Origin of the sequence: Rhodococcus sp. DMU2021, assembly GCF_019641445.1 — a bacterium.
Classification (GTDB): Bacteria; Actinomycetota; Actinomycetes; order Mycobacteriales; family Mycobacteriaceae; genus Rhodococcus; species Rhodococcus pyridinivorans.
Map to the genome: position 1 here is coordinate 188,849 of NZ_JAIFKB010000009.1, position 19,627 is coordinate 208,475.

A 19,627-nucleotide genomic window follows, 5' to 3' on the forward strand; every position below is an offset into this window, starting at 1 on the left:
GCACACAATGCCCGGAGTCGGCATCTGGCGGACCAAATCCGTCGAACAGTCGATCGCGGATACCGATGAACCCGGTTCGCGGCTACGACGAGAACTGACCGCCAAGGATCTGACCGTGTTCGGCGTCGCCGTCGTGGTCGGAGCCGGAATCTTCACCCTCACCGCCCGCACCGCCGGCAATCTCGCCGGACCGTCCATCTCGCTGGCGTTCGTCCTCGCCGCGATCGCGTGCGGTCTCGCCGCACTGTGTTACGCGGAGTTCGCCTCTGCGGTACCGGTCGCCGGCAGCGCCTACACCTTCTCCTACGCCACCTTCGGTGAGTTCGTCGCCTGGATCATCGGATGGGACCTGATCCTCGAGTTCGCCCTCGCCTCCGCGGTCGTCGCCAAGGGATGGTCGATGTATCTCGGGGGCATGTTCGGCGGGAACGCGTCGATCGACCTCGGACCGATCACGGTCGACTGGGGGTCGCTGCTCATCGTCGGCGCCATCACGATCATCCTCGCGATCGGCACCAAGGTCTCGTCGCGGGTCTCCGCCGTCGTCACCGCCATCAAGGTCGCGGTGGTCCTGCTCGTCATCGTCGTCGGCATCTTCTACATCGACAAGTCCAACTACTCGCCGTACGTCCCGCAGGCCGAAGAGGCGGAGAGCGACGCATCCGGTCTGCATCAGTCGCTGTTCTCGGCGCTCACCGGCGCGGGCGGCAGCACCTACGGCTGGTACGGCCTCCTCGCCGCAGCGAGCCTGGTCTTCTTCGCCTTCATCGGCTTCGACGTCGTCGCCACCACCGCCGAGGAGACCAAGAACCCCCAGAAGGCCCTGCCCCGCGGCATCTTCGGTTCGCTGGCGATCGTCACCGTCCTCTACGTCGGCGTCACGCTCGTGCTCACCGGCATGGTGAAGTACACCGACCTGCGCACCGGCAGCGAGCTGGTCGGTGACGGCAGTGCCACGCTGGCCACGGCTTTCGAGGCACACGGCATCACCTGGGCGCAGATGGCCATCAACATCGGTGGCCTCGCCGGCCTCACCACCGTCGTGATGGTGATGATGCTCGGCCAGACCCGCGTGCTGTTCGCGATGTCCCGCGACGGACTCGTCACCCGCAAGCTCGCCGTCACGAACCACAAGGGTGTGCCCGTGCGCATCACCCTGATGGTCGGTGGTGTCGTGGCCGTCCTCGCCGCGGTGTTCCCGATGGGTGTGCTCGAGGAGATGGTCAACATCGGCACGCTGTTCGCCTTCGTCCTGGTCTGTGTCGGCGTGATGGTGCTCCGCCGTACCCGCCCCGACCTGCCCCGCGGATTCCGGGTGCCGCTCGTGCCTCTGGTCCCGATCCTCGCGGTCCTCGCCTGCGGCTGGCTCATGCTCAACCTTTCGGTCGAGACGTGGATCCGCTTCACCGTCTGGATGGTCCTGGGAGTGGCGATCTACTTCGTCTACGGTCGCCGCAAGTCGGTGCTCGGACAACGCCTGAAGCTCGAGGCCGCGCAGCAGGAAGCCGCGAAGCACGAAGCGAGGGAACCTGAACCGGTATAGATCCGTCGTCCACGAGCCCGCCCGCACCGAATCGGTGTGGGCGGGCTCGTGTGTTCCGGCGGTTCCGGGTACCCGACCGGAAGGAAAGCGGACACCGTCCGATCGTGACGCCGGAAGAGGAGGAGATGGCGCCGCAGTGCGCCCACTGTCACTGCCGCATCCTCGGGCACGGCGTGGAGTCGGCGGATGCCGTCTTCTGCTGCGCGCATTGTGCTCGTCAGGCCGGGCACGCCGAGCTGGCGGATCGTGCCTGACGGAAGAGTGCGAAGCGCGCGAAAGCGGCAGAACGGACTCTGCGAGTTGATCTTTCGGTGAACTCGAGAAAGACCTATGCACGCGAGTGAGCAGATTGCTCTATGCTGTGAACAGCGCCGCAGAGACGAAGGTCACAAGGGTTACCCGGCGTTTCGTCCGAACGCAGGACGAATCGGACATCGGGACCTGATTACCATCGATCTGCCCCTGTCGTCGGGGAGGCCGACAGGGAAGGGCCCCCGCCAGCGATTCGAGGGGAGGAGCCGGCGGGGGCCTCGCGCTGTATCTCCTGTGTCGGGGAGGACTCTAGGGAGACACGGCCACCTACGCCGTGGCCGCTTTGGAGCTTAGGTGACAGCTGGGCACTCGTCCAGAGTCGATACTGAAACGAGACCTGAGAATCTTCTCGGGGTCGAACCGAGACGTTCACCCTGCTTTGCGGCGGATGGGGCCCGTTTCGACGTCGCTTTCCGCCGGAAAGACGGGGGTCGGCATGGCTCTGGACCGGTCGGGATGCCTGCGGTACGACGCCGGTCGCTGCGAACGCCGCCGCCGCCGACGGTTCCGCGTCGTCCAGAAACCCCAGGCTGCGATGCACACGCCCACTCCCGAGAGCAGGTCGGCCTCGGTCAGTCCGTGATTCGGCGTCACCGAGTACAGCACACGACCCTCGAGAGGTCCGTTCATCAGTACCCAGAGCCCGGAGGCCACGAACGCGGCCGAGCTCGACAGCAGGTGGGGGCGCGAGAGGCACCACGTCGACGCGGCGAACAACGAACACATCGCGACGAGCGAGTAGAACACGGCGTTCTGCACGGTCGACTCCTCTCGCTCCTGCCGGATATCGATCAACTGTACTGGCGGAGGAGCCGGACCTACCGAGTCGCAAGTCGTGACTCTCGCAACAGGAGCATCAGCTCAGGCGTTGCAGGGTGACGGTCGTCAGAGCAAGCACCTGATCGTCGGCTCCGGCGTCCGGAGGTTCACAACACACGGGTGAGGCTCACAACCCTGATGGTCGACCATGGGCGTTGTGAGCCTATTCGGGTCTCGGTATCTCCGCGAACGAGTCACGCTGCTGAACCATCCACACCGGAGCGATGAAGATGCCTTCCGCTTCCACGCAGATCCCCTCCGAGTCGGCGATGTGCCCCACGACGAACGCCTTACGTCCCTCGACGCGGTCGAGTTTCGCCTCCACGCGCAGAGCGCCGAGGGGAGTGCGCTTGCGGTAGCGGATGGCGAGCGTGCCCGTCATCCCTGGATATCCCGAGATGCGCGCGGCGTCGCCGAGGATCTGGTCGAGCAGCAGTGCGGAGACCCCGCCGTGCACGTGCCCGGCCGGCCCCTCGTAGACGGGACCGAGGTGGATGTCCGTCCACACGCGTCCGTCGTCGTCCTCGTGGATGCCGCCGATCGGGGCGATCGCGTTGCGCAAGCCTATTGCGGCGTTTCCCCAGTTACGGAATCGGCCCGAATCGTTGAACCGGGTGCCGTACGGGCCGTCCTCCCGGTCGCGTTCGAGGATCTCGCGCGCGGCTGCGAGATGTTCCCGCGCCCGCGCGACGTCGTCGGCATCCACACGCGTCTGCAGTGCGAGTTGGATCAGCTCGCGCACGTCTCCGGTGAGCGGACCGTAGGTGGCCCTCTGCTGATCGATTTCCTCGTCGGACAATCCGTCGTTGACGTAGAGCTCGAGGATGGAATCGGTCATCAGGGTTCTCCGGATCGTGAGCGTGGTGAAAGAAAGTAGTCGACCGCGCGCACTGTGGACGAGTCAAGTTCTGCTGCCGCTGTACGGGATCGCCGCAAGATCCGCCAGACGGACCGCTCTGTACGAAAATGTGTGAGCCACCGCATGGGGGGGAATCGATGAGAGAACCCCGTCGGCTCAACGAGGGGAGGGGCCGACGGGGTCCGTCCGTGCCGAGTCGAAAAGGGGAGGAGACGCGGCACGGTTTGTTGCGAGGAGCAACAACGTCTCTACGCTATCGACGATTGTGTCACCTGCCAACCTCACCGATGGGTGATCGGCGGGGTGAAATTCGCCCGGTCTGCACCTCTGGCGAGCGGCGTAATACGAGCGTACCGTTCGCTTCTGCGTGCGCGGGTATGCGCCGGACAGGAGTCGGTGGTCGTGGCCGTAACCATCCGCAAGGGCCGTGACAGCATCACCAAGCGAGTGCTGCTGGGAAGGCCGCTGCGAAGCGACACACTCGGCCACACGCTGTTGCCGAAACGGATAGCCCTGCCGGTCTTCGCGTCCGACGCTCTGTCGTCCGTCGCCTATGCGCCGGAGGAGATCTTCCTCGTGTTGTCGGTGGCGGGCCTGTCCGCCTACGCATTCTCCGGGTGGATCGGTCTCGCGGTCGCCGTCGTCCTCGTCGTAGTGGTCGCGAGCTACCGGCAGAACGTGCATGCCTATCCGTCGGGGGGCGGCGACTACGAGGTGGCGACGAAGAACCTCGGTGCGATCGCCGGCCTGACGGTGGGCAGCGCGCTGATCGTCGACTACGTGCTGACGGTCGCCGTGTCGATCTCGTCGGCCGCCCAGAACATCGGGTCGGCCGTCCCCTTCGTCGAACACCACAAAGTGCTGTTCGCCATCACCGCGATCACACTCCTCACCGCGGTCAATCTGCGCGGACTCCGCGAAGCCGGAGCAGCTTTCGCCGTGCCCACCTATGCCTTCATGTTCTGTGTCGGGGTGATGCTCGTCTGGGGCTTCGTGCGTCTCGTCGTGTCCGACGTCCCTCTGCGCGCCGAGTCGTCGCACTACGAACTCGCCGCCGAACAATCCCACCTGGCCGGGCTGGCCTTCGCCTTCCTCCTCGCCCGCGCGTTCTCGTCGGGATGTGCGGCCCTGACGGGAGTGGAGGCCATCAGCAACGGGGTGCCGGCCTTCCGGAAACCGAAATCGCACAACGCTGCCACCACCCTGCTCCTGCTGGGCGCCATCGCGATCACGCTGCTGATGGGCATCATCGTCCTCGCCGAGCGACTGGGGGTCGTCGTCGCCGCAGATCCCGCGACACAATTGAGCGGGGCACCGGCCGACTATCACCAGAAGACACTGATCGCGCAGGTCGCCGAGACGGTCTTCACCGGTTTCCCGCTCGGTTTCTACCTCGTCACCGCCGTGACCGCGTTGATCCTCGTCCTCGCCGCGAATACGGCATTCAACGGGTTCCCGGTTCTCGCGTCGGTACTCGCGCAGGACAAACACCTGCCGACCCAGCTGCGCACCCGGGGCGATCGGCTCGCGTTCAGCAACGGCATCGTCTTCCTGGCTCTCGGAGCGATCGTGCTGGTATGGGCGTTCGACGCCGAGGTCACCCATCTCATCCAGCTCTACATCGTCGGAGTGTTCGTCTCCTTCACGTTGAGCCAGACCGGAATGGTTCGTCACTGGACGCGGCTGTTGGCCACCGAAACCGACTCGCGTCACCGCCGGAGAATGCAGCGTTCGCGCGTCGTCAACGGTGTGGGTCTGGCGATGACGGGGACCGTCCTGATCATCGTGCTCATCACGAAATTCCTCGCCGGCGCGTGGATCGCGATCCTCGCCATGGTGATCGTCTTCGTGACGATGCGGGCCGTCAACCACCACTACCGACGTGTGGCGGCCGAACTCGACGCCGGCAAATGGGACGGTCTGCTGCCCAGCCGCACGTATTCGATCGTGCTCGTGGCCAAGCTGCACCACCCGACACGTCGCGCGCTCGCGTACGCCTCGGCCACCCACCCCGACACCCTCGAAGCGATCACCGTCGACGTCGACGAGGAGGACACCCGCGCTCTCGTGCGCGAATGGGAAGCCAGCGACATCACGATTCCGTTGAAGGTGCTGGAGTCGCCGTACCGGGAGATCACGCGACCGGTACTCGACTACGTCAGGCGGGTGCGCGGCAACTCGCCGCGCGACGTGGTGACCGTCTTCATCCCCGAATACGTCGTGGGGCACTGGTGGGAGAATCTGCTCCACAATCAGAGCGCGCTGCGACTCAAGAGTCGTCTGCTGTTCCAGCCCGGGGTGATGGTGACGAGTGTGCCGTGGCGGTTGCACTCTTCGGATTCGAGTTAGACGAGCGCGGAGTCCGGTTCTCGATCAGGTTCGCGATGTCTGCACCGGCTCGCAGCAACATTTCGGACTGCACTGCGATGGTGTGCAGGCGCTCGTGGAGTGCGTCCCTAGCAGTATCGGTGTCATTGTCGGTTCCGATCGCTGCCATCACCGCCCGGACCGCCGGGATGCGGTAGCCACCCGCGCGTAGTGCGGCAACGATCCGCGCATCCCGCGCCGCGGCGGGGGAGTAGCTCCGCGCAGCGTTACGGTCGATCCGTTCGGGCGCGACCAATCCCTCCTTCTCCCAGAACCTCAGGGTGGACGATCGCACTCCGATGGCGTTCGCCAGCTCGGTGATGCTCATGGCGTCGCCGGGTAGTGGAGGCGCGTCGTGGGCGGCCTCGTCGACGATGGTGTCGAGTGCGCGGAGCGCGGTGAGACTCTCGGCGCGTGCCCGCGCGAGCCCACTGTGGAGTTCGACGACACGGGCGAGTGCCTCGTCGTAGGGGAGGACCTGCACATCGTGCATGACCCTGCGCGCCTCGACGGGACCCACCGCGACAGCCAGTGCGCGGTACGCGCGCAGGGCCGTGACGTGTTCGGGACCGAATCTGCGATAGCTGTTGGGCATTCGTACGGCGGAAGGGATCACTCCGAGGCGTTCGAGATCGCGCACCTGCTGCACGGAGTATCCGGTGGCTGCGGCCAGGCGCCCCGTCGTCATCGTGTGCTCCACTGCTCGAACCCTCCATAAGCACTTCAAGGTGACACTCGAAGTATGACCATGGAACAGATCCTCGCGCAGATCAGAAGCTTCAGCGGTGTCCTCGAGCTCGCACCACAGGATGGGAGTGGGCTCCCCGAGATTTCGTGGGGCGACCATTTCTTCTACTACGCCCCGGACGGCGAGATCCCGCACAAGCGGCAGCCCTACGCGACGATCGTGACGAAGAACTATCCGAACGATGGGGATTCACGCCTCGACGAGCCGGGCCGATGGCGCATGAACGTGCATGCGGGGACGCAGCTGTTCACCGAGTTGCTCGGCTACCCACCCCGGTCCGTCGACCCCTCGACGATCGACTTCGCCGAGGCCGACGTCTTCATCCCTCATCCGCTCTACGGCTCACTGGGATGGGTCGCGGTCGTCGAACCCGGCGAGCGGACCACGCCGCGTCTGCTCGAAGTGCTGCGCGACGCCCACCTGGCCGATCGGCGCCGACTCGAATGCAGGAGCGCGCTGCGCGACACGGAGTGATCGTGCGAAAAAGCTTCTGCTGTCACCCATCCCTGTTGTGAGCACTCTCGAAGAACGACATCACGGTGACGACTCCGATGCCGACGTACCCGCTCTTCGGGATGTAGACGAAGACGCGGCCACGGCGCGCGGCACCATCGCTCCGACCACGGGTTCGTCTAGGTCGCGCACCGAATACCAGGGCTGGGTGTAGCCCATGAACTCGACGATCGGACGGATTACACGCGGCTCGGTTGGAGCACGTCGCGGAGCACGGCGGCGAAAGCTTCAGGATCGCCGGGCATACCCTCTGAGGCACCCATGAAGCCACCGTGATCGCCGGGGAACAGCGTCGGAGTTGTGCCGAGCCGGTCGGCGAGCGCTGCCGAGGCGCGGCCGCACAGCTGGCGTACCGACTCGCGACCACCTGCGACGACGATGCGCGTGGACGCGTTCGCGAGAGCGTCGAGATCGGGGTGGTAGCCCGTGCACGACATCCAGTTCTGGCCCAGCAGCACGTCGTCGCGGGTCCCGTCGTCCTCGCTGGGCAGTCCGAAGTCGGACGGGCTCGGAGCGGGCCGGTCGAGATAGTCGGAGGTCAGTTCACCTTCGTAGCCGACCAGGGCGATGAACTTCGCCATGGCCGGTCCGAGGCCGCTGCGCTGATAGGTGTCGCGAATGTCGTCGCGCACCGCCTCGGCCCCGATGCGATCGGGCAGCAGCTCGACGATCGGCGGTTCGTGCGCGACCAGCGTGCGCACCTGCTCGGGATGGCGCGAGACGAGTTCGAGCGCGTTGACCGCGCCGCCGCTGCTGGCGAAGACGTCGACGGGACCGAGATCGAGTTCGACGAGGATCCGGTGCAGGTCGTCGGCGTGCAGAGCGGGAGTGGACTGCATCGACGTGTCGGTGCGCGTGCCACGACCCGTGCCGCGCGGGTCGTAGGTGACCACCGTCCGGTCGTCGAAGAAGGAGGCGAGGCTCGTGAAGCCGCTCGCGTCCATCGGGGATCCGGCGAGCAGCAGCGAGGTGGCGTCGCCGGGGACGGTGCGGACGTCGTAGACGAGAGTCGCGCCAGGGACGTCGATCGAGTGGGTGACGAATTCGGGCATGTCGGCTCCTTCTGGGGTCGGTGACCATACCGACCCGCGCCGCCCGAGAAATTCATCGCACATACGACCGCGTCCGCACCCATGACGGATGCGGACGCGGTGTGCGCTGGCTCAGTGGGCGATGCCCGGTTTCGCAGGCAGTCCGCCGAGGAGCGCAAGAGATCCGAAGTGCATATGTGTTCCTCCTGTCGTTCGGTTATCCGGACTGCGTCCGCACCGGGACGCTGACCGAGGAGTACCCGCCGCCTCGGTGCGAAACACTGCCGCGGACCGAAAATTCACTTCGTTATGTTTTCGTGCCCTCGGGGAGTTTTCGCGCGGTCGGACCCGGCCGGGTCTGCGACTCGCTCGGCCGCAGCGGACCGTGGCCGTGGGCGCATTGCACGACCGCTTCGACCGAAGCGCCACAGTCGCGGTGTTCGATGAGCAGTGACGGGCCGTCGGGATCTGCACAGTATTTGTCCCCCCACTGGAGCAGGGCGATGACCGGAACTACCGAGGCTCGTCCGACGATCGAGGACTACGGGCAGAAGCCGCCGAGCCGATTCGTCGAGGCGAGCGGCTTCGTCGTCGAGGAAGCCACTTCCTGCGTTCGACGACGGGATGCCGCGCGTCGGTCACGGCAGAACCGTTGCAGCAGGGGAGGACTCAGCAACTGTGGCTGGTGATCATCACCGACACCACGACCGGCAAGGTCCTCGCTCGCGGTCAGCTGCGACTGCAGAACGTTCCGTTGCCGGAGTAGTTGTTTGCGCGCATCGGTGTCGGGAATCCGTATTCATGGCAAGCATGGAACCGTTTCTCCCGATCAAGCACACCGGCTCCAACGAGATCGACGCGGCCGATCCCGGTCAGGGCGCGCCGGCTACAGATCCCGGACCCGTCCCGGGTGAGGACGTCGACCCCGAGATGGCGCAGCGCGAGAAGGACGAACTCGAGAAGAAGATGTCCGAAAAGTGTGACGAGGAAACAGTTTTCCGGACTCCGGAAGTGGATCCGTCCGAATGGACCGAACCGCGCCCGCACGCAGGGGGTGGTGCGGGCGCGGAGTCGATCGGTCCGGCTGTCAGAGAATGATGCCGAGAGCGGCGAGCAGTCCACCAAGGGTCAGTGCGAGAGATCCGAGCAGCATAGGAATACCTCCATGTCGTTGTGGATGGGCACGCCCGCGAACGGGCGCGGGAAGTGAATGGATCCGCAAGATCGATTCACTTCCGTCCCATACTTCGCGAAGGCCTCAAAGCCTGTTACCTGCCGTCACTAGTTGTTATATTTCTGTGATAAAAGTGTCCGATTAGACCGAAATGCCCTTTGGTCATGGGCGTTTCAGGACTTGGGATTCACGGCGTTCTGGGACTTTCCGCGTTCGATCACCGCAGCCCGTCGCTCGGCGACCCGCGACGGCGAGAACTCCCGCATCCACTCTTCCGAGGTCTGCTGCTCCATCCGTAGGGCCGGTTCGACGACATGCTCCTCGGCCCGGCGGTACGACGCGAGCAACGCCCGCATACCGGATTGGTCGTTGCCGGCGATCGTCCGCGCGACCTCCACGGCCGTGCCGAGCAGTTCGTCATGCGCGACGACCTGCGTCACCAGACCCGCACGCAGCGCCTCCTCGGCACCCACGAAGTTTCCGGACAGGCTCATGCGACGCGCGAAGCCCGGACCCACCGCCGCGGGCAGGCGCTGGGTGAGTCCCCAACCCGGCAGGACGCCGACTCGCGCGTGGGTGTCGGCGAAGCGGGCGCGCTCGGACGCGATGAGGAAGTCGCACGCGAGTGCCATTTCGAGACCACCGGTGATGGCGGCGCCGTTCACCGCGCCGATGATCGGCTTGGAGATGGGCTTCCACGGATGACCGACGGGGAGGTCGGCGCCGGACACCAGCGACAGGTTGCCTCCACCTTCCCCGAGTTCCTGCAGGTCGAGTCCGGCGCAGAAGGCCGGGTCGGTGCCGGTAAGGACCACGACGTTCGTCTCGTCGTCCGCCTCCGCTGCAGCGATCTCGGTGCGCAGGGCATCGATGAGCGCCGAGCTCAGCGCATTCCGCGCCTCCGGGCGGTTGAAGGTGAGAATGCGGACGGAATCGCGCTGCTCGACGAGCAGGATTTCTTCGGAAGTCATGGGCCCGACAGTATCCGTAACTTCGGTGGATCCGACCTCGCTCAGCGGGGCTGAATCCACTGAACTTGTGCCTGCGTACGTTCCCCGATCCAGGAGCGCATCGAGTCGACGCTCTCCTGCAGCGCCTCGGCAGTGAGGCCGTCGGAGGTCGGCACCGACGCCGCCACCGCGTCGAGCACCTCGAGTGCCAGACCGTTGCCGTAGATCTGTTCGGACAGCTCCTGATACACCCGGTGGTAGATCTCCGTGAAGGCGTCGGAGTCGAGGAAACGGGTCTTCAAGGTATTGCCGCCGCCTGGTCCGCGACTCTCGCCTCCAGGCATTCCAGGTGGCATGGCCTGAGGCATCCCCTCCGGTGGCGCGGCGCCCACCATGCCCTGCGGGCGACCGCCCTGTCCCATGCCGCCCATCATGGAGATGGAGTCGTCCGGGCCGGCGGAAGTATCACCCTGCATGGCCATGTTCAGATCCCACGAGACCACCGAGAGCTTCTTCGTGTCGAGGTCGTACCAGAGGTAGTAGTTCTGACCGGGTCCGGCCATGTCGTCGAAGTTGACGAGCAGGTTCTGTGTGGCGACGTACCGGGCGAAGGACTCGACGTCGACCCAGTCGGCGAGGTGCGCGTCGAACTCTGCGTCGTCGGCCGAGTCCATCCACTTCAGGAAGCTGATGATGGGTTGCAGCGTACCGGAGTCGGCGGCATTGATCTCCTCGAACTGGTCGGCGTAGTCCGACTGGTCGTCGCCGACGTACTCGAACCGCGACGACGCATCGGCCTTGTAGAGATAGCCGGGGGAGTCGAACAGCGAGTTGGCGTACTGCTCATCGGGATGCTCGAGCACCAGTCGTGTCGCGGTGGCGCTGTCGTTGACCGAGTACACCGTGTACGCGTACCGCTGGGTCGGTTGATCGGTCTCGGCGGTGAGCGACAACGCCATCGCCTCGTTGATCACCGGCGAGCCGGGCCGCACCGACAGTTCTGTCATGCCCTGATACGCGCGACCGTCGACGTACTCGTCGAAACGGATCAGCAAGGGCAACGAGGTCGGATCCTCCGGATCCACCTGAACCGTGCCCTCCATCCCGGGCGGGCCTTGCGCCTGATCGAAACCCTCGCCCTGCAGGCCGCGCAGCGTCGAGTTGCCCTTCAGGCGCACACCCACGTCGTCGATGTGGGTGCCGTCGATGACCACATCGGCGACCACCCACTCCTTGTCGCCGTCCTTCTCGTATGCGGAGATCATGTCGTCGTACTCGGCGTCGCCGATCTCGAGCGACAACTCGTGTGTGACGGAGGTGTCGAACAGATCGACTGTGCCGGCGACGTTCTCGGTGATCTCCGAGGAGATGATCGTCGGGTCGCCTGTGATGTAGGGCCGCACGCGTGTCGCTCCGAAGGCCGTGGCCACGATCGCGACGAACGCGATGAACGCCACCGGCAGTTTCCAGTGCCGCCGCAGCGAGGTCGGTATCCGGTGCCGCAGACGGCGCCGCGGGGTGGGTGCAGTCATCACAGGTCGGTCTGGTCGTATCCGGTCAGGACGCTCACCCGCTGGCCGGCATTGACGGCGCTCAGTGCCGCGATCAGGTCGTTCGAGCTCGTGCCCTTCTTCAGCTGCGCCGTGTAGTACAGCTCCACCAGAGCGCCGGCGCGGACGGATTCGGTGGACACCAACTCGTATTCACTGCAGTGCTTGATGAGAACGTCCTCGACGGTGCTGGTGTAGGCAGGCTCCGGCGGCACCTGCACCTTGACCACCTGACGCTGCACGTCGAGCGTGAACCAGTTGAACTTGTTCATGATCAGCAGTACGAGGCAGATCGCGACGGTCGCCGCGATGGCGAGTACGTAGAAGCGGGTACCGGTGGTCATGCCGATGGCCATCACCAGGAAGATGAACCCGACATCGCGAGTTTCTTTGATGGCGTTGCGGAATCGCACCACCGAGAGCGCGCCGACGAGAGCGAACGCCCGGGCGATGTTCGATCCGACCACCAGCATGATGAGCGCGATGACCATGCCGACCAGCACCAGCGTCTGCACGTAGGACTGGCTGTAGGAGACGTTCTTGTGCGTGTAGCGGTAGACCCACGCAATGACGCTCGACAGCACGAACGACAACGCCAGCGACACCACGATGTCGAAGGTCGTGAACGTGCCACTGAGATCTTGGAAATCGAAGTTCATATCCGTCCTTGTTTCGGAGAAGGGAAGTCAGCGAGCCGGAATCGGTTCGGTGGACAGAAGATCGGTGGGTACCCGCGCGTCGGAGCCGTCCGGCGACACCAGGTCCGGTGCACCGAAACGGGACCGGGGTGCGAGCCCGAACGCCTCGACCGACTGGCAGTACTTCGACACCCGGATCACCGACATGTCCAGCCGGGCCGTCAAATCGGTCGCCCAGTAGGGCACCCGCTCGTTGGCCTTGAGCTCTACGACGGCCAGCTTCGGCGGGATGATGAAGCGGTTCTCTGCGCCGGACGCGAAGTGGAAGTCGCGGTCGCGGCCGTGCACCTTGTGGTCGATCGTCACACGCAGACCGAGGTCGGCGTCGCGTCCGACGAACGCCTCGCGCAGATAGCCGGTGGTCACGATCGGTCGCAGATCCAGATTCCCCACGAGACCGGAGACCTCGTCGACGAACGGCCGCTGCGAGTCGTCGCACTCGATGTCCTCGCGTCCGTTCAGCCACCGCAGGGCGACACCGTACGGGAGGGCAGTGCGACGCTTCTGCGTCACCCGGTTGACGCGCTGCTTGATCTCGACCTGCACGGGAGAGTCGTCGGTGCATGCGGCCGGATCGCCGTACAGCCGCATGCGTACCTTGCGGCGGAACTTCAAGCCTTCGATCTTCTCCCAGTAGAACCGCAGATCCGGGGTGTCGTAGTACAGCGACGTCACCGGATAGCCCCCGTGTGGGGAGTACGGATCGGTGTCCATCCGGGCGGCGAGCTCGCGCCGTAGTTCGGGCACCTTCATCTCGTCGACGAAATACTTGATCTCGTACCGGTTGAACGCGTGCAGTCTGCTCGCGGTCTGCTGATAGCCGTTGTTCACCCCCACATCACACACTCGTGATCTCGAGGTTCCGTGGAGTTCTCCTGGCAACTTCCTGACAATCGGAAAGCTCACAGGAACCTGCCAGGAAATCTCGAGCGCGGTGCCAGCCCTACCCGCGACAATCGAAGTCGTGACCGACCGGATTCCCGAAGCGCGCGTGCTCGTCGTCGACGACGAGCCGAGCATCGTCGAACTGCTGTCCGTGAGCCTGAAGTTCCAGGGCTTCGAGGTGGAGACCGCGAGCAACGGCGCCGAAGGACTGGACAAGGCGCGACGCTTCCGGCCCGACGCAGTGATCCTCGACGTGATGATGCCCGGGATGGACGGCATGGGCCTGCTGCGCCGCCTGCGCGCCGACGGCATCGACGCGCCCGTGCTGTTCCTGACCGCGAAAGACGCGGTGGAGGACAAGGTCGCGGGCCTGACGCTCGGCGCCGACGACTACGTCACCAAACCGTTCAGCCTCGAAGAGGTCATCGCCCGGCTGCGCACGATCCTGCGCCGCGCCGGCAAGGTGTCCGAGACCGAACGCAGCTCCCGCATCACCTTCGCCGACCTCGAACTCGACGAAGACACCCACGAGGTGTTCAAGGCCGGCAAGCCCGTGTCGCTGTCGCCGACCGAGTTCACGCTGCTGCGGTACTTCATGCTCAACGCCGGGACGGTGCTGAGCAAACCCCGCATCCTCGAGCACGTGTGGAACTACGACTTCGGCGGTGAGGTCGGGGTTGTCGAGTCGTACGTGTCGTATCTGCGACGCAAGGTGGACATCGGCGACGTCCCCCTCATCCACACCGTTCGCGGGGTGGGCTACGTGATGCGGGAACCCCGCACATGAACCGGCTGCGGGCGCTGCCACTCCGTTGGACGCTGGTGGCCGCCCTGGTGCTCCTGGCCGGCATCGGTCTGCTCGCGTCGGGTGTTGCCGTCACCTCAGCTCTGCAGAACTCTCTGCTGTCGCGCGTCGACCGGGACCTCGAGGAGGCCGCACGGACCTGGGCGCGACCCGACAAGCCGCCACCGACGCCACCGCTGGACGCCCCCACCTCCCGGCGACCACCGAGCCCCTTCTACGTTCAGGTCGTCGACGCCGACGGACAAGTGCTGTTCGTCGTCAACGACGAGTCGACCGCACCGGATGTGCCTGAGGATCCGACCGGTAGGCCCGTCACCGTCGGATCCGTGGGCGACGACGGTCCGCACTGGCGGGTGATGAGCACCGAGAACACGTCGGGTGTCGTGACCACCGTCGGGATGAGCCTGGCCGAGGCCGACGAGACGGTGGACAGCCTCGTCCTGCTGCAGACGGTGATCGGTGCGGTCGTGCTGGTCGCACTGGCGGTGGGCGGCGGTGTCGTCGTGCGGATGAGCCTGCGTCCCCTCGACGAGGTCGAGCGCACCGCCGCCGCGATCGCTGAAGGCGACCTCAGCGAGCGGGTGCCCGAGGGCGATCCCCGAACCGAGATCGGGCGGTTGTCGGTGACCTTCAACGCCATGCTCGGCAGGATCGAATCAGCCTTCGCAGCAACCGCAGCATCCGAGGAGTCGGCGCGACGCTCGGAGGAGAAGATGCGTCGCTTCGTCGCCGATGCCAGCCACGAACTCCGCACCCCGCTCACCACCATCCGCGGTTTCGCCGAGTTGTACCGGCAGGGCGCGAGTGCCGACACCGGCATGCTCATGGACCGCATCGAACGCGAGGCCCGCCGCATGGGCCTGCTCGTCGAAGACCTGCTGATGCTCGCGCGACTCGACGAACAACGTCCGCTCGACCGTTCCCCGGTGGATCTGCTCGCGGTCGCCGCCGACGCGGTGCACAACGCGCGTGCCGTCGCACCCGAACGGACCATTACCCTCGACATCATCGACGGCCCAGGCACTCCCGAGGTTCTCGGCGATGACGCCCGTCTGCGTCAGGTGTTGAGCAATCTCGTCACAAACGCCCTGACCCACACCCCACCCGACGCCGATGTCACCGTTCGGGTGGGAACCGCGGACACCGATGCGATCTTGGAAGTCGCCGACACTGGCCCCGGACTCGACCCCGACGACCGGGAGCGCGTCTTCGAACGCTTCTACCGCGCCGACGCCTCCCGCACCCGCGCGTCGGGTGGGAGCGGTCTGGGTCTGTCGATCGTCGCTGCGCTGGTCGCGGCGCACGGCGGGAAGGTGGAGGTGGAGTCGGAGAAGGGTGCCGGCTCGACCTTCCGTGTCCGCACCCCACGTCTCACCCCACGCTGACGCACTGAAACGGGGTTCGCCCCTGCAACACGCCGCGCCAACCCCGTTTCACCGCGCGAGAAGTCGCCGGGCGTGCGATAGAACTCCGTTTGTCCCGCTGGGCTGAAAAGCTGTGTCGCCGCATACATCGCGGTTCCTAGTCTCGGCTCATCCGAGGAAGGGAACCGGCAACAATGCAGTCGCTCGCCTGTCACACCTGCGGCGCTCGCGTGCTCGTCGCGAAGTACAGCCCAGCTCATACCAGCATCCAATGGTCCGACGAGGCCCGGCAGTCGTGCCGAGAGATCACCACCGCGGGTCCGGGTGCCTACGTGATGCGGTGCGAGGCGCTCGATCGCGCCGTGGACGAGGCGGTGGCCGACGGTGTGATCCGGACCGGGAACCGGATCGATCCTGCGATCGCTCCTCTCGCTTCCACGGAGACGGTCGCCCCAGCCCGGTGACCGTCGTTCGCGTTCGACCCTCGTCAGCCCCTTCACCTCTCGTCAGCGCAGGAGAAAACATGACCGTCCCTCAGGAGCGGATCGAGATCCGCAACATCGATCCAGGTACCAACCCCACCCGTTTCGCGCGCGGATGGCATTGCATCGGCCTCGCGAAGGACTTCCGCGACGGAAAGCCGCACCAGGTCAAGGTGTTCGGCACCGACCTGGTGGTCTTCGCCGACACGGCCGGAAAGTTGCACGTGCTCGACGCCTTCTGTCGGCACATGGGCGGGAACCTCGCGCGCGGTGAGATCAAGGGCGACACCATCGCCTGTCCGTTCCACGACTGGCGCTGGAACGGACAGGGCCGTTGCGAGGCCGTGCCGTACGCGCGGCGTACCCCGAAGCTCGGCCGCACCAAAGCATGGACGACGATGGAGCGCAACGGTGTTCTGTTCGTCTGGCACTGCCCGCAGGGTAGTGAGCCCACTCCCGAACTCGCGATCCCCGAGATCGAGGGCTACGAGGACGGTCAGTGGAGCGACTGGACGTGGACGACCATCCACGTCGAGGGGTCGCACTGCCGGGAGATCGTCGACAACGTCGTCGACATGGCGCACTTCTTCTACGTGCACTTCCAGATGCCCGAGTACTTCAAGAACGTCTTCGACGGGCACATCGCCGGCCAGCACATGCGCTCCTACGGGCGCGACGACATCAAGACCGGTGTGCAGATGGATCTGCCGGAGGCGCAGACCATCTCGGACGCTTTCTACTACGGTCCGTCCTTCATGCTCGATACGATCTACACGGTCTCCGAAGGCACGACCATCGAGTCGAAGCTGATCAACTGCCACTACCCGGTCACGAACAACTCGTTCGTGCTGCAGTTCGGCACGATCGTCAAGAAGATCGAGGGCATGTCCGAGGAGCAGGCCGCCGAGATGGCGACGATGTTCACCGGCGGTCTCGAGGAGCAGTTCGCCCAGGACATCGAGATCTGGAAGCACAAGTCCCGCATCGAGAATCCGCTCCTCACCGAGGAGGACGGTCCGGTCTACCAGCTGCGTCGCTGGTACAACCAGTTCTACGTCGACCTCGAGGACGTCACGCCGGACATGACGCAGCGTTTCGAGTTCGAGGTGGACACCTCCCGTGCGCTCGAGTCGTGGCACAAGGAGGTCGAGGGGAACCTCGCAGGTTCGGCGGAGTGATCCGATGATCCGTCCCGCCGCACCCGGCGGGACGGATCACTCGTCGCGTCGGCGGAACCCGTCGACGAACAACGACACGATGGTGCGCGAGAGATCGGCGAGGGTGCGGTCCGGTCCGGGCCGGTACCAGCGGGAGGCGTGCCAGACCGCGTCGTAGATAAGTTCCCGGAACGTCTCGGGATCGATGTCGGTACGGAAGACGCCTTCGGCGATGCCGTCGCGGATGGCCTCTCGCCACGCGACCTGCATGGCGTCGGCCGAGGAGACCATGTCGGCCTCGACGACGCGCTCGCGCATGTACTCGCCTTCGCGTCGCCAGATGGAGGTCGCGCCGTGATAGTCCTCGGAGGTCTCCAGCGCGATCTGTGTGAAGGCCTCGAGTCGCTCGACCGGCGGTAGCGACCGAGCGAGCACCTCGCGGCATCGTTCGTTGAGGTCGGTGATGTATTCGCGAATGAGCTCGGTGACGATCGCTTCCTTGGATGGGAAGTAGTGGTAGAGCGCTCCGGAGTAGACACCGACCGCGTCGGCGATTTCGCGGATGGTTGTGGCGGTGACCCCCTTGCGGGCGAAGATCTCCGCCGACCGGTCGAGTATCTGCCGCTTTCGCTCCTGCGGGTTCACCGTTGTCCTCTCGTAAGGCCCGTACAGGCTCGGTTCGGACCGTATTCTGCCACACCCATTGATCAACCGATCAATGGGTTGATGTCTTTCATGTCTTCAGGAGTGTGCATGGCCGTGTCCCGGATGGACCCGATCGTTCCCGCTATGCCGCTGGCAGGTGCCACAGCTCTCGTGACCGGCGCGGGTCAGGGTATCGGGAGGGGGATTGCGCTCGCGCTCGCCGCCGCCGGAGCCTCGGTCGCCGTGGTGGGTCGTACCGCAACGACGATCGGCGCCACTGTGGTCGAGATCGAAGCTCGGGGTGGTCGTGCGGTGCCGTACGTGTGCGACGTAACCGACCCGGCAGCGGTGGATGCGACCGTCGCCGAGGTGGTTGCACAGTTCGGTGGACTCACAATCCTGGTCAACAACGCGCAAACACCCGCTCCGGGAACGCTGCTGGAACTCGCCGAAGCCGTGTACCGCGACGGTATGGAGTCCGGTCCGACCGCCACTTGGCGGATGATGCGGGCCTGTCATCCGTACCTGCGTGGCGGTGGATCGATCGTCAATCTCGGGTCGGCGGCCGGCATCCGGTGGAACCCCTCCGGTACGGGCGGATACGCCGCTGCGAAGGAAGCGATCCGGGTTCTCACCCGCACCGCCGCCTGTGAGTGGGCGGCGGACGGCGTCCGCGTCAATTCGATTCTGCCGCTAGCCGATTCGGTAGCCATGCAGGAGTGGGCGGAACGCGAGCCGGAAGAAGCGGCCGCGTACGCGAGTTCGATTCCGCTCGGTCGACTCGGCGATCCCGAAACCGACATCGGGCCCGCCGTCGTCTTCCTGTGCAGTGAGGCCGCCCGCTACATCACGGGCCACTCACTCCCGGTGGACGGTGGTCAGGCGTTGGTGCGCTGACCCACCGATCGACCGAGATGTGGCCGAGAATCGCTCGGGGACAGGGCGCGCCACACCGCCCGCGCCGCGAGCCGGACCGGGGTGGCCCGGCCGACGGTGTCGACGGTGTCGACGTGACCTGTCACGGACAGTGCTCCCACGCATATCTGCCCGTTTCCGATCGGCGCCGCCACGCACGCGACACCCGGTGCCGATTCCTCGCGCTCGTGTGCGACGTGCCGTTCGCGAATGCGTGCGATCTCGTTGCGGGGCAGCAGATTCTCGGCCCTCGGAGCAGCGGGGTGCGTGCATCCTGTTGCAGGAGGAGAGGCGTGTAGTCGGGTGTGGGCCAGAAGGGCTTTTCCGAGTGCGGTGCGATGTGCCGGCTGCCGTCCGCCGATGCGCGAAGGGAGCACGAGGGGTCCACGTCCGATCTTGTCGACGTAGCGCACGTCGCCCCCGTCGAGGACGGCCAGATGCACGACGAGACCCGTCGCCGAATGCAGGTCGTGCAGGACGGGATGGGCTGCTCGGTGCAGGCGGTCGTGGTTCCGCGCCAACGCGCCCCATTCGAGGGGTGTGCGTCCGAGAGCGTAGGTCTTGCCGCGCTTGCTCACCCAGCCGTGCTCGATGAGCTGGGTGAGCAAGCGATGGGTGGACGAGCGTGGCAGACCCGTGCGAGTCGAGAGCTCGGAGAGGGTGAGCCGATTGCCGGTGTGGAACTCGTCCAGCAGTCCGGCCACGCGGGCGATGAAGGCGTTGGAGAACTCGTCGTCGAGTGTCATGGGATCCTCGCAATGCATCGAGATCATCGACTGATCGATTGATCAGCAGATCGGTTGACGGGGT

General features: G+C 65.6%; 20 protein-coding genes and 1 pseudogene. 11 read left to right on the forward strand and 10 right to left on the reverse strand.

Annotated features, from left to right (window positions below):
• Positions 1–7 precede the first annotated feature (7 nt).
• Positions 8–1,543, forward strand: coding sequence for an amino acid permease (locus K3M35_RS14685; protein WP_217579486.1), 1,536 nt, complete (start codon positions 8–10; stop codon positions 1,541–1,543).
• A gap of 104 nt (positions 1,544–1,647) precedes the next feature.
• Positions 1,648–1,797 (forward strand): hypothetical protein, encoded by a 150-nt coding sequence (locus K3M35_RS14690; RefSeq protein ID WP_006553103.1) that lies wholly within the window; start codon positions 1,648–1,650, stop codon positions 1,795–1,797.
• A 427-nt stretch (positions 1,798–2,224) separates the two neighbouring features.
• Here K3M35_RS14690 and K3M35_RS14695 read toward each other — a convergent pair whose 3' ends face one another.
• Both K3M35_RS14695 and K3M35_RS14700 read right to left on the reverse strand, forming a co-directional pair.
• A complete protein-coding gene (locus K3M35_RS14695) occupies positions 2,225–2,614 on the reverse strand; it encodes a hypothetical protein (protein ID WP_033096392.1) in 390 nt (129 codons plus the stop codon).
• A gap of 223 nt (positions 2,615–2,837) precedes the next feature.
• Positions 2,838–3,512: a PaaI family thioesterase gene (locus K3M35_RS14700; protein ID WP_039584961.1), complete on the reverse strand. Its 675-nt coding sequence runs from the start codon at positions 3,510–3,512 to the stop codon at positions 2,838–2,840.
• A gap of 423 nt (positions 3,513–3,935) precedes the next feature.
• Here K3M35_RS14700 and K3M35_RS14705 point away from each other — a divergent pair, with 423 nt between their 5' ends.
• Positions 3,936–5,882: an APC family permease gene (locus K3M35_RS14705; RefSeq protein WP_254707494.1), complete on the forward strand. Its 1,947-nt coding sequence runs from the start codon at positions 3,936–3,938 to the stop codon at positions 5,880–5,882.
• Here the strand turns inward: K3M35_RS14705 and K3M35_RS14710 are convergent.
• The gene (locus K3M35_RS14710) at positions 5,803–6,588 is read right to left on the reverse strand and encodes a MerR family transcriptional regulator (protein ID WP_064062129.1); all 786 of its coding nucleotides are present in this window, start codon (positions 6,586–6,588) and stop codon (positions 5,803–5,805) included. The two genes, K3M35_RS14705 and K3M35_RS14710, sit on opposite strands and share 80 nt — an antisense overlap.
• A gap of 54 nt (positions 6,589–6,642) precedes the next feature.
• Between K3M35_RS14710 and K3M35_RS14715 the strand changes: the two genes are divergently transcribed.
• On the forward strand, positions 6,643–7,122 hold the full coding sequence (locus tag K3M35_RS14715; RefSeq protein WP_039584959.1) for a DUF6194 family protein: 480 nt from the start codon (positions 6,643–6,645) through the stop codon (positions 7,120–7,122).
• A gap of 218 nt (positions 7,123–7,340) precedes the next feature.
• Here K3M35_RS14715 and K3M35_RS14720 read toward each other — a convergent pair whose 3' ends face one another.
• On the reverse strand, positions 7,341–8,213 hold the full coding sequence (locus K3M35_RS14720) for an alpha/beta fold hydrolase (RefSeq protein WP_217579488.1): 873 nt from the start codon (positions 8,211–8,213) through the stop codon (positions 7,341–7,343).
• 583 nt (positions 8,214–8,796) lie between these two features.
• Between K3M35_RS14720 and K3M35_RS14725 the strand changes: the two are divergent.
• Positions 8,797–8,958: pseudogene (locus K3M35_RS14725) on the forward strand (PaaI family thioesterase); the annotation flags it as partial.
• Between the two features lie 44 nt (positions 8,959–9,002).
• Positions 9,003–9,290: a hypothetical protein gene (locus tag K3M35_RS14730; RefSeq protein WP_219129463.1), complete on the forward strand. Its 288-nt coding sequence runs from the start codon at positions 9,003–9,005 to the stop codon at positions 9,288–9,290.
• Positions 9,291–9,539: 249 nt separating this feature from the next.
• Here the strand turns inward: K3M35_RS14730 and K3M35_RS14735 are convergent, their stop codons facing one another.
• From K3M35_RS14735 to K3M35_RS14750, 4 genes are read right to left on the reverse strand one after another with little or no spacing between them, the layout of a single operon-like run.
• Positions 9,540–10,337 (reverse strand): enoyl-CoA hydratase, encoded by a 798-nt coding sequence (locus K3M35_RS14735; protein WP_220666598.1) that lies wholly within the window; start codon positions 10,335–10,337, stop codon positions 9,540–9,542.
• A gap of 41 nt (positions 10,338–10,378) precedes the next feature.
• Complete coding sequence (locus K3M35_RS14740) at positions 10,379–11,848, reverse strand: CotH kinase family protein (RefSeq protein ID WP_220666599.1); 1,470 nt, start codon at positions 11,846–11,848, stop codon at positions 10,379–10,381.
• Positions 11,848–12,525, reverse strand: a complete 678-nt coding sequence (locus K3M35_RS14745; protein WP_138844497.1) for a DUF4956 domain-containing protein — start codon at positions 12,523–12,525, stop codon at positions 11,848–11,850. The genes K3M35_RS14740 and K3M35_RS14745 overlap by 1 nt, the downstream gene beginning before the upstream one ends.
• Positions 12,526–12,552: 27 nt before the next feature.
• Complete coding sequence (locus K3M35_RS14750) at positions 12,553–13,395, reverse strand: polyphosphate polymerase domain-containing protein (protein ID WP_217579491.1); 843 nt, start codon at positions 13,393–13,395, stop codon at positions 12,553–12,555.
• A 133-nt stretch (positions 13,396–13,528) separates the two neighbouring features.
• On the opposite strand from K3M35_RS14750, the gene K3M35_RS14755 reads away from it, so the two are divergent.
• The 4 genes from K3M35_RS14755 to K3M35_RS14770 all read left to right on the forward strand — a co-directional run bounded on the left by K3M35_RS14755 (position 13,529) and on the right by K3M35_RS14770 (position 17,278).
• On the forward strand, positions 13,529–14,236 hold the full coding sequence (locus K3M35_RS14755; RefSeq protein ID WP_024101966.1) for a response regulator transcription factor: 708 nt from the start codon (positions 13,529–13,531) through the stop codon (positions 14,234–14,236).
• Positions 14,233–15,639, forward strand: coding sequence for a cell wall metabolism sensor histidine kinase WalK (locus tag K3M35_RS14760; protein WP_220666600.1), 1,407 nt, complete (start codon positions 14,233–14,235; stop codon positions 15,637–15,639). Before K3M35_RS14755 ends, K3M35_RS14760 begins: the two co-directional genes overlap by 4 nt.
• 173 nt (positions 15,640–15,812) lie before the next feature.
• Positions 15,813–16,082 (forward strand): hypothetical protein, encoded by a 270-nt coding sequence (locus K3M35_RS14765; RefSeq protein WP_220666601.1) that lies wholly within the window; start codon positions 15,813–15,815, stop codon positions 16,080–16,082.
• Between the two features lie 59 nt (positions 16,083–16,141).
• Positions 16,142–17,278 carry a Rieske 2Fe-2S domain-containing protein gene (locus tag K3M35_RS14770; protein WP_220666602.1) on the forward strand — a complete coding sequence of 379 codons (1,137 nt, stop codon included), beginning with the start codon at positions 16,142–16,144 and terminating at the stop codon, positions 17,276–17,278.
• Positions 17,279–17,314: 36 nt separating this feature from the next.
• Here the strand turns inward: K3M35_RS14770 and K3M35_RS14775 are convergent, their stop codons facing one another.
• Positions 17,315–17,902 (reverse strand): TetR/AcrR family transcriptional regulator, encoded by a 588-nt coding sequence (locus K3M35_RS14775; protein ID WP_220666603.1) that lies wholly within the window; start codon positions 17,900–17,902, stop codon positions 17,315–17,317.
• A 108-nt stretch (positions 17,903–18,010) separates the two neighbouring features.
• Here K3M35_RS14775 and K3M35_RS14780 point away from each other — a divergent pair, with 108 nt between their 5' ends.
• Entirely contained in the window at positions 18,011–18,799 is a 789-nt protein-coding gene (locus K3M35_RS14780; RefSeq protein ID WP_220666604.1) for an SDR family NAD(P)-dependent oxidoreductase, read from the forward strand.
• On the opposite strand, the gene K3M35_RS14785 is transcribed toward K3M35_RS14780, so the two are convergent.
• On the reverse strand, positions 18,781–19,563 hold the full coding sequence (locus K3M35_RS14785; protein ID WP_259444033.1) for an IclR family transcriptional regulator: 783 nt from the start codon (positions 19,561–19,563) through the stop codon (positions 18,781–18,783). The genes K3M35_RS14780 and K3M35_RS14785 overlap by 19 nt on opposite strands.
• Positions 19,564–19,627: the final 64 nt, after the last annotated feature.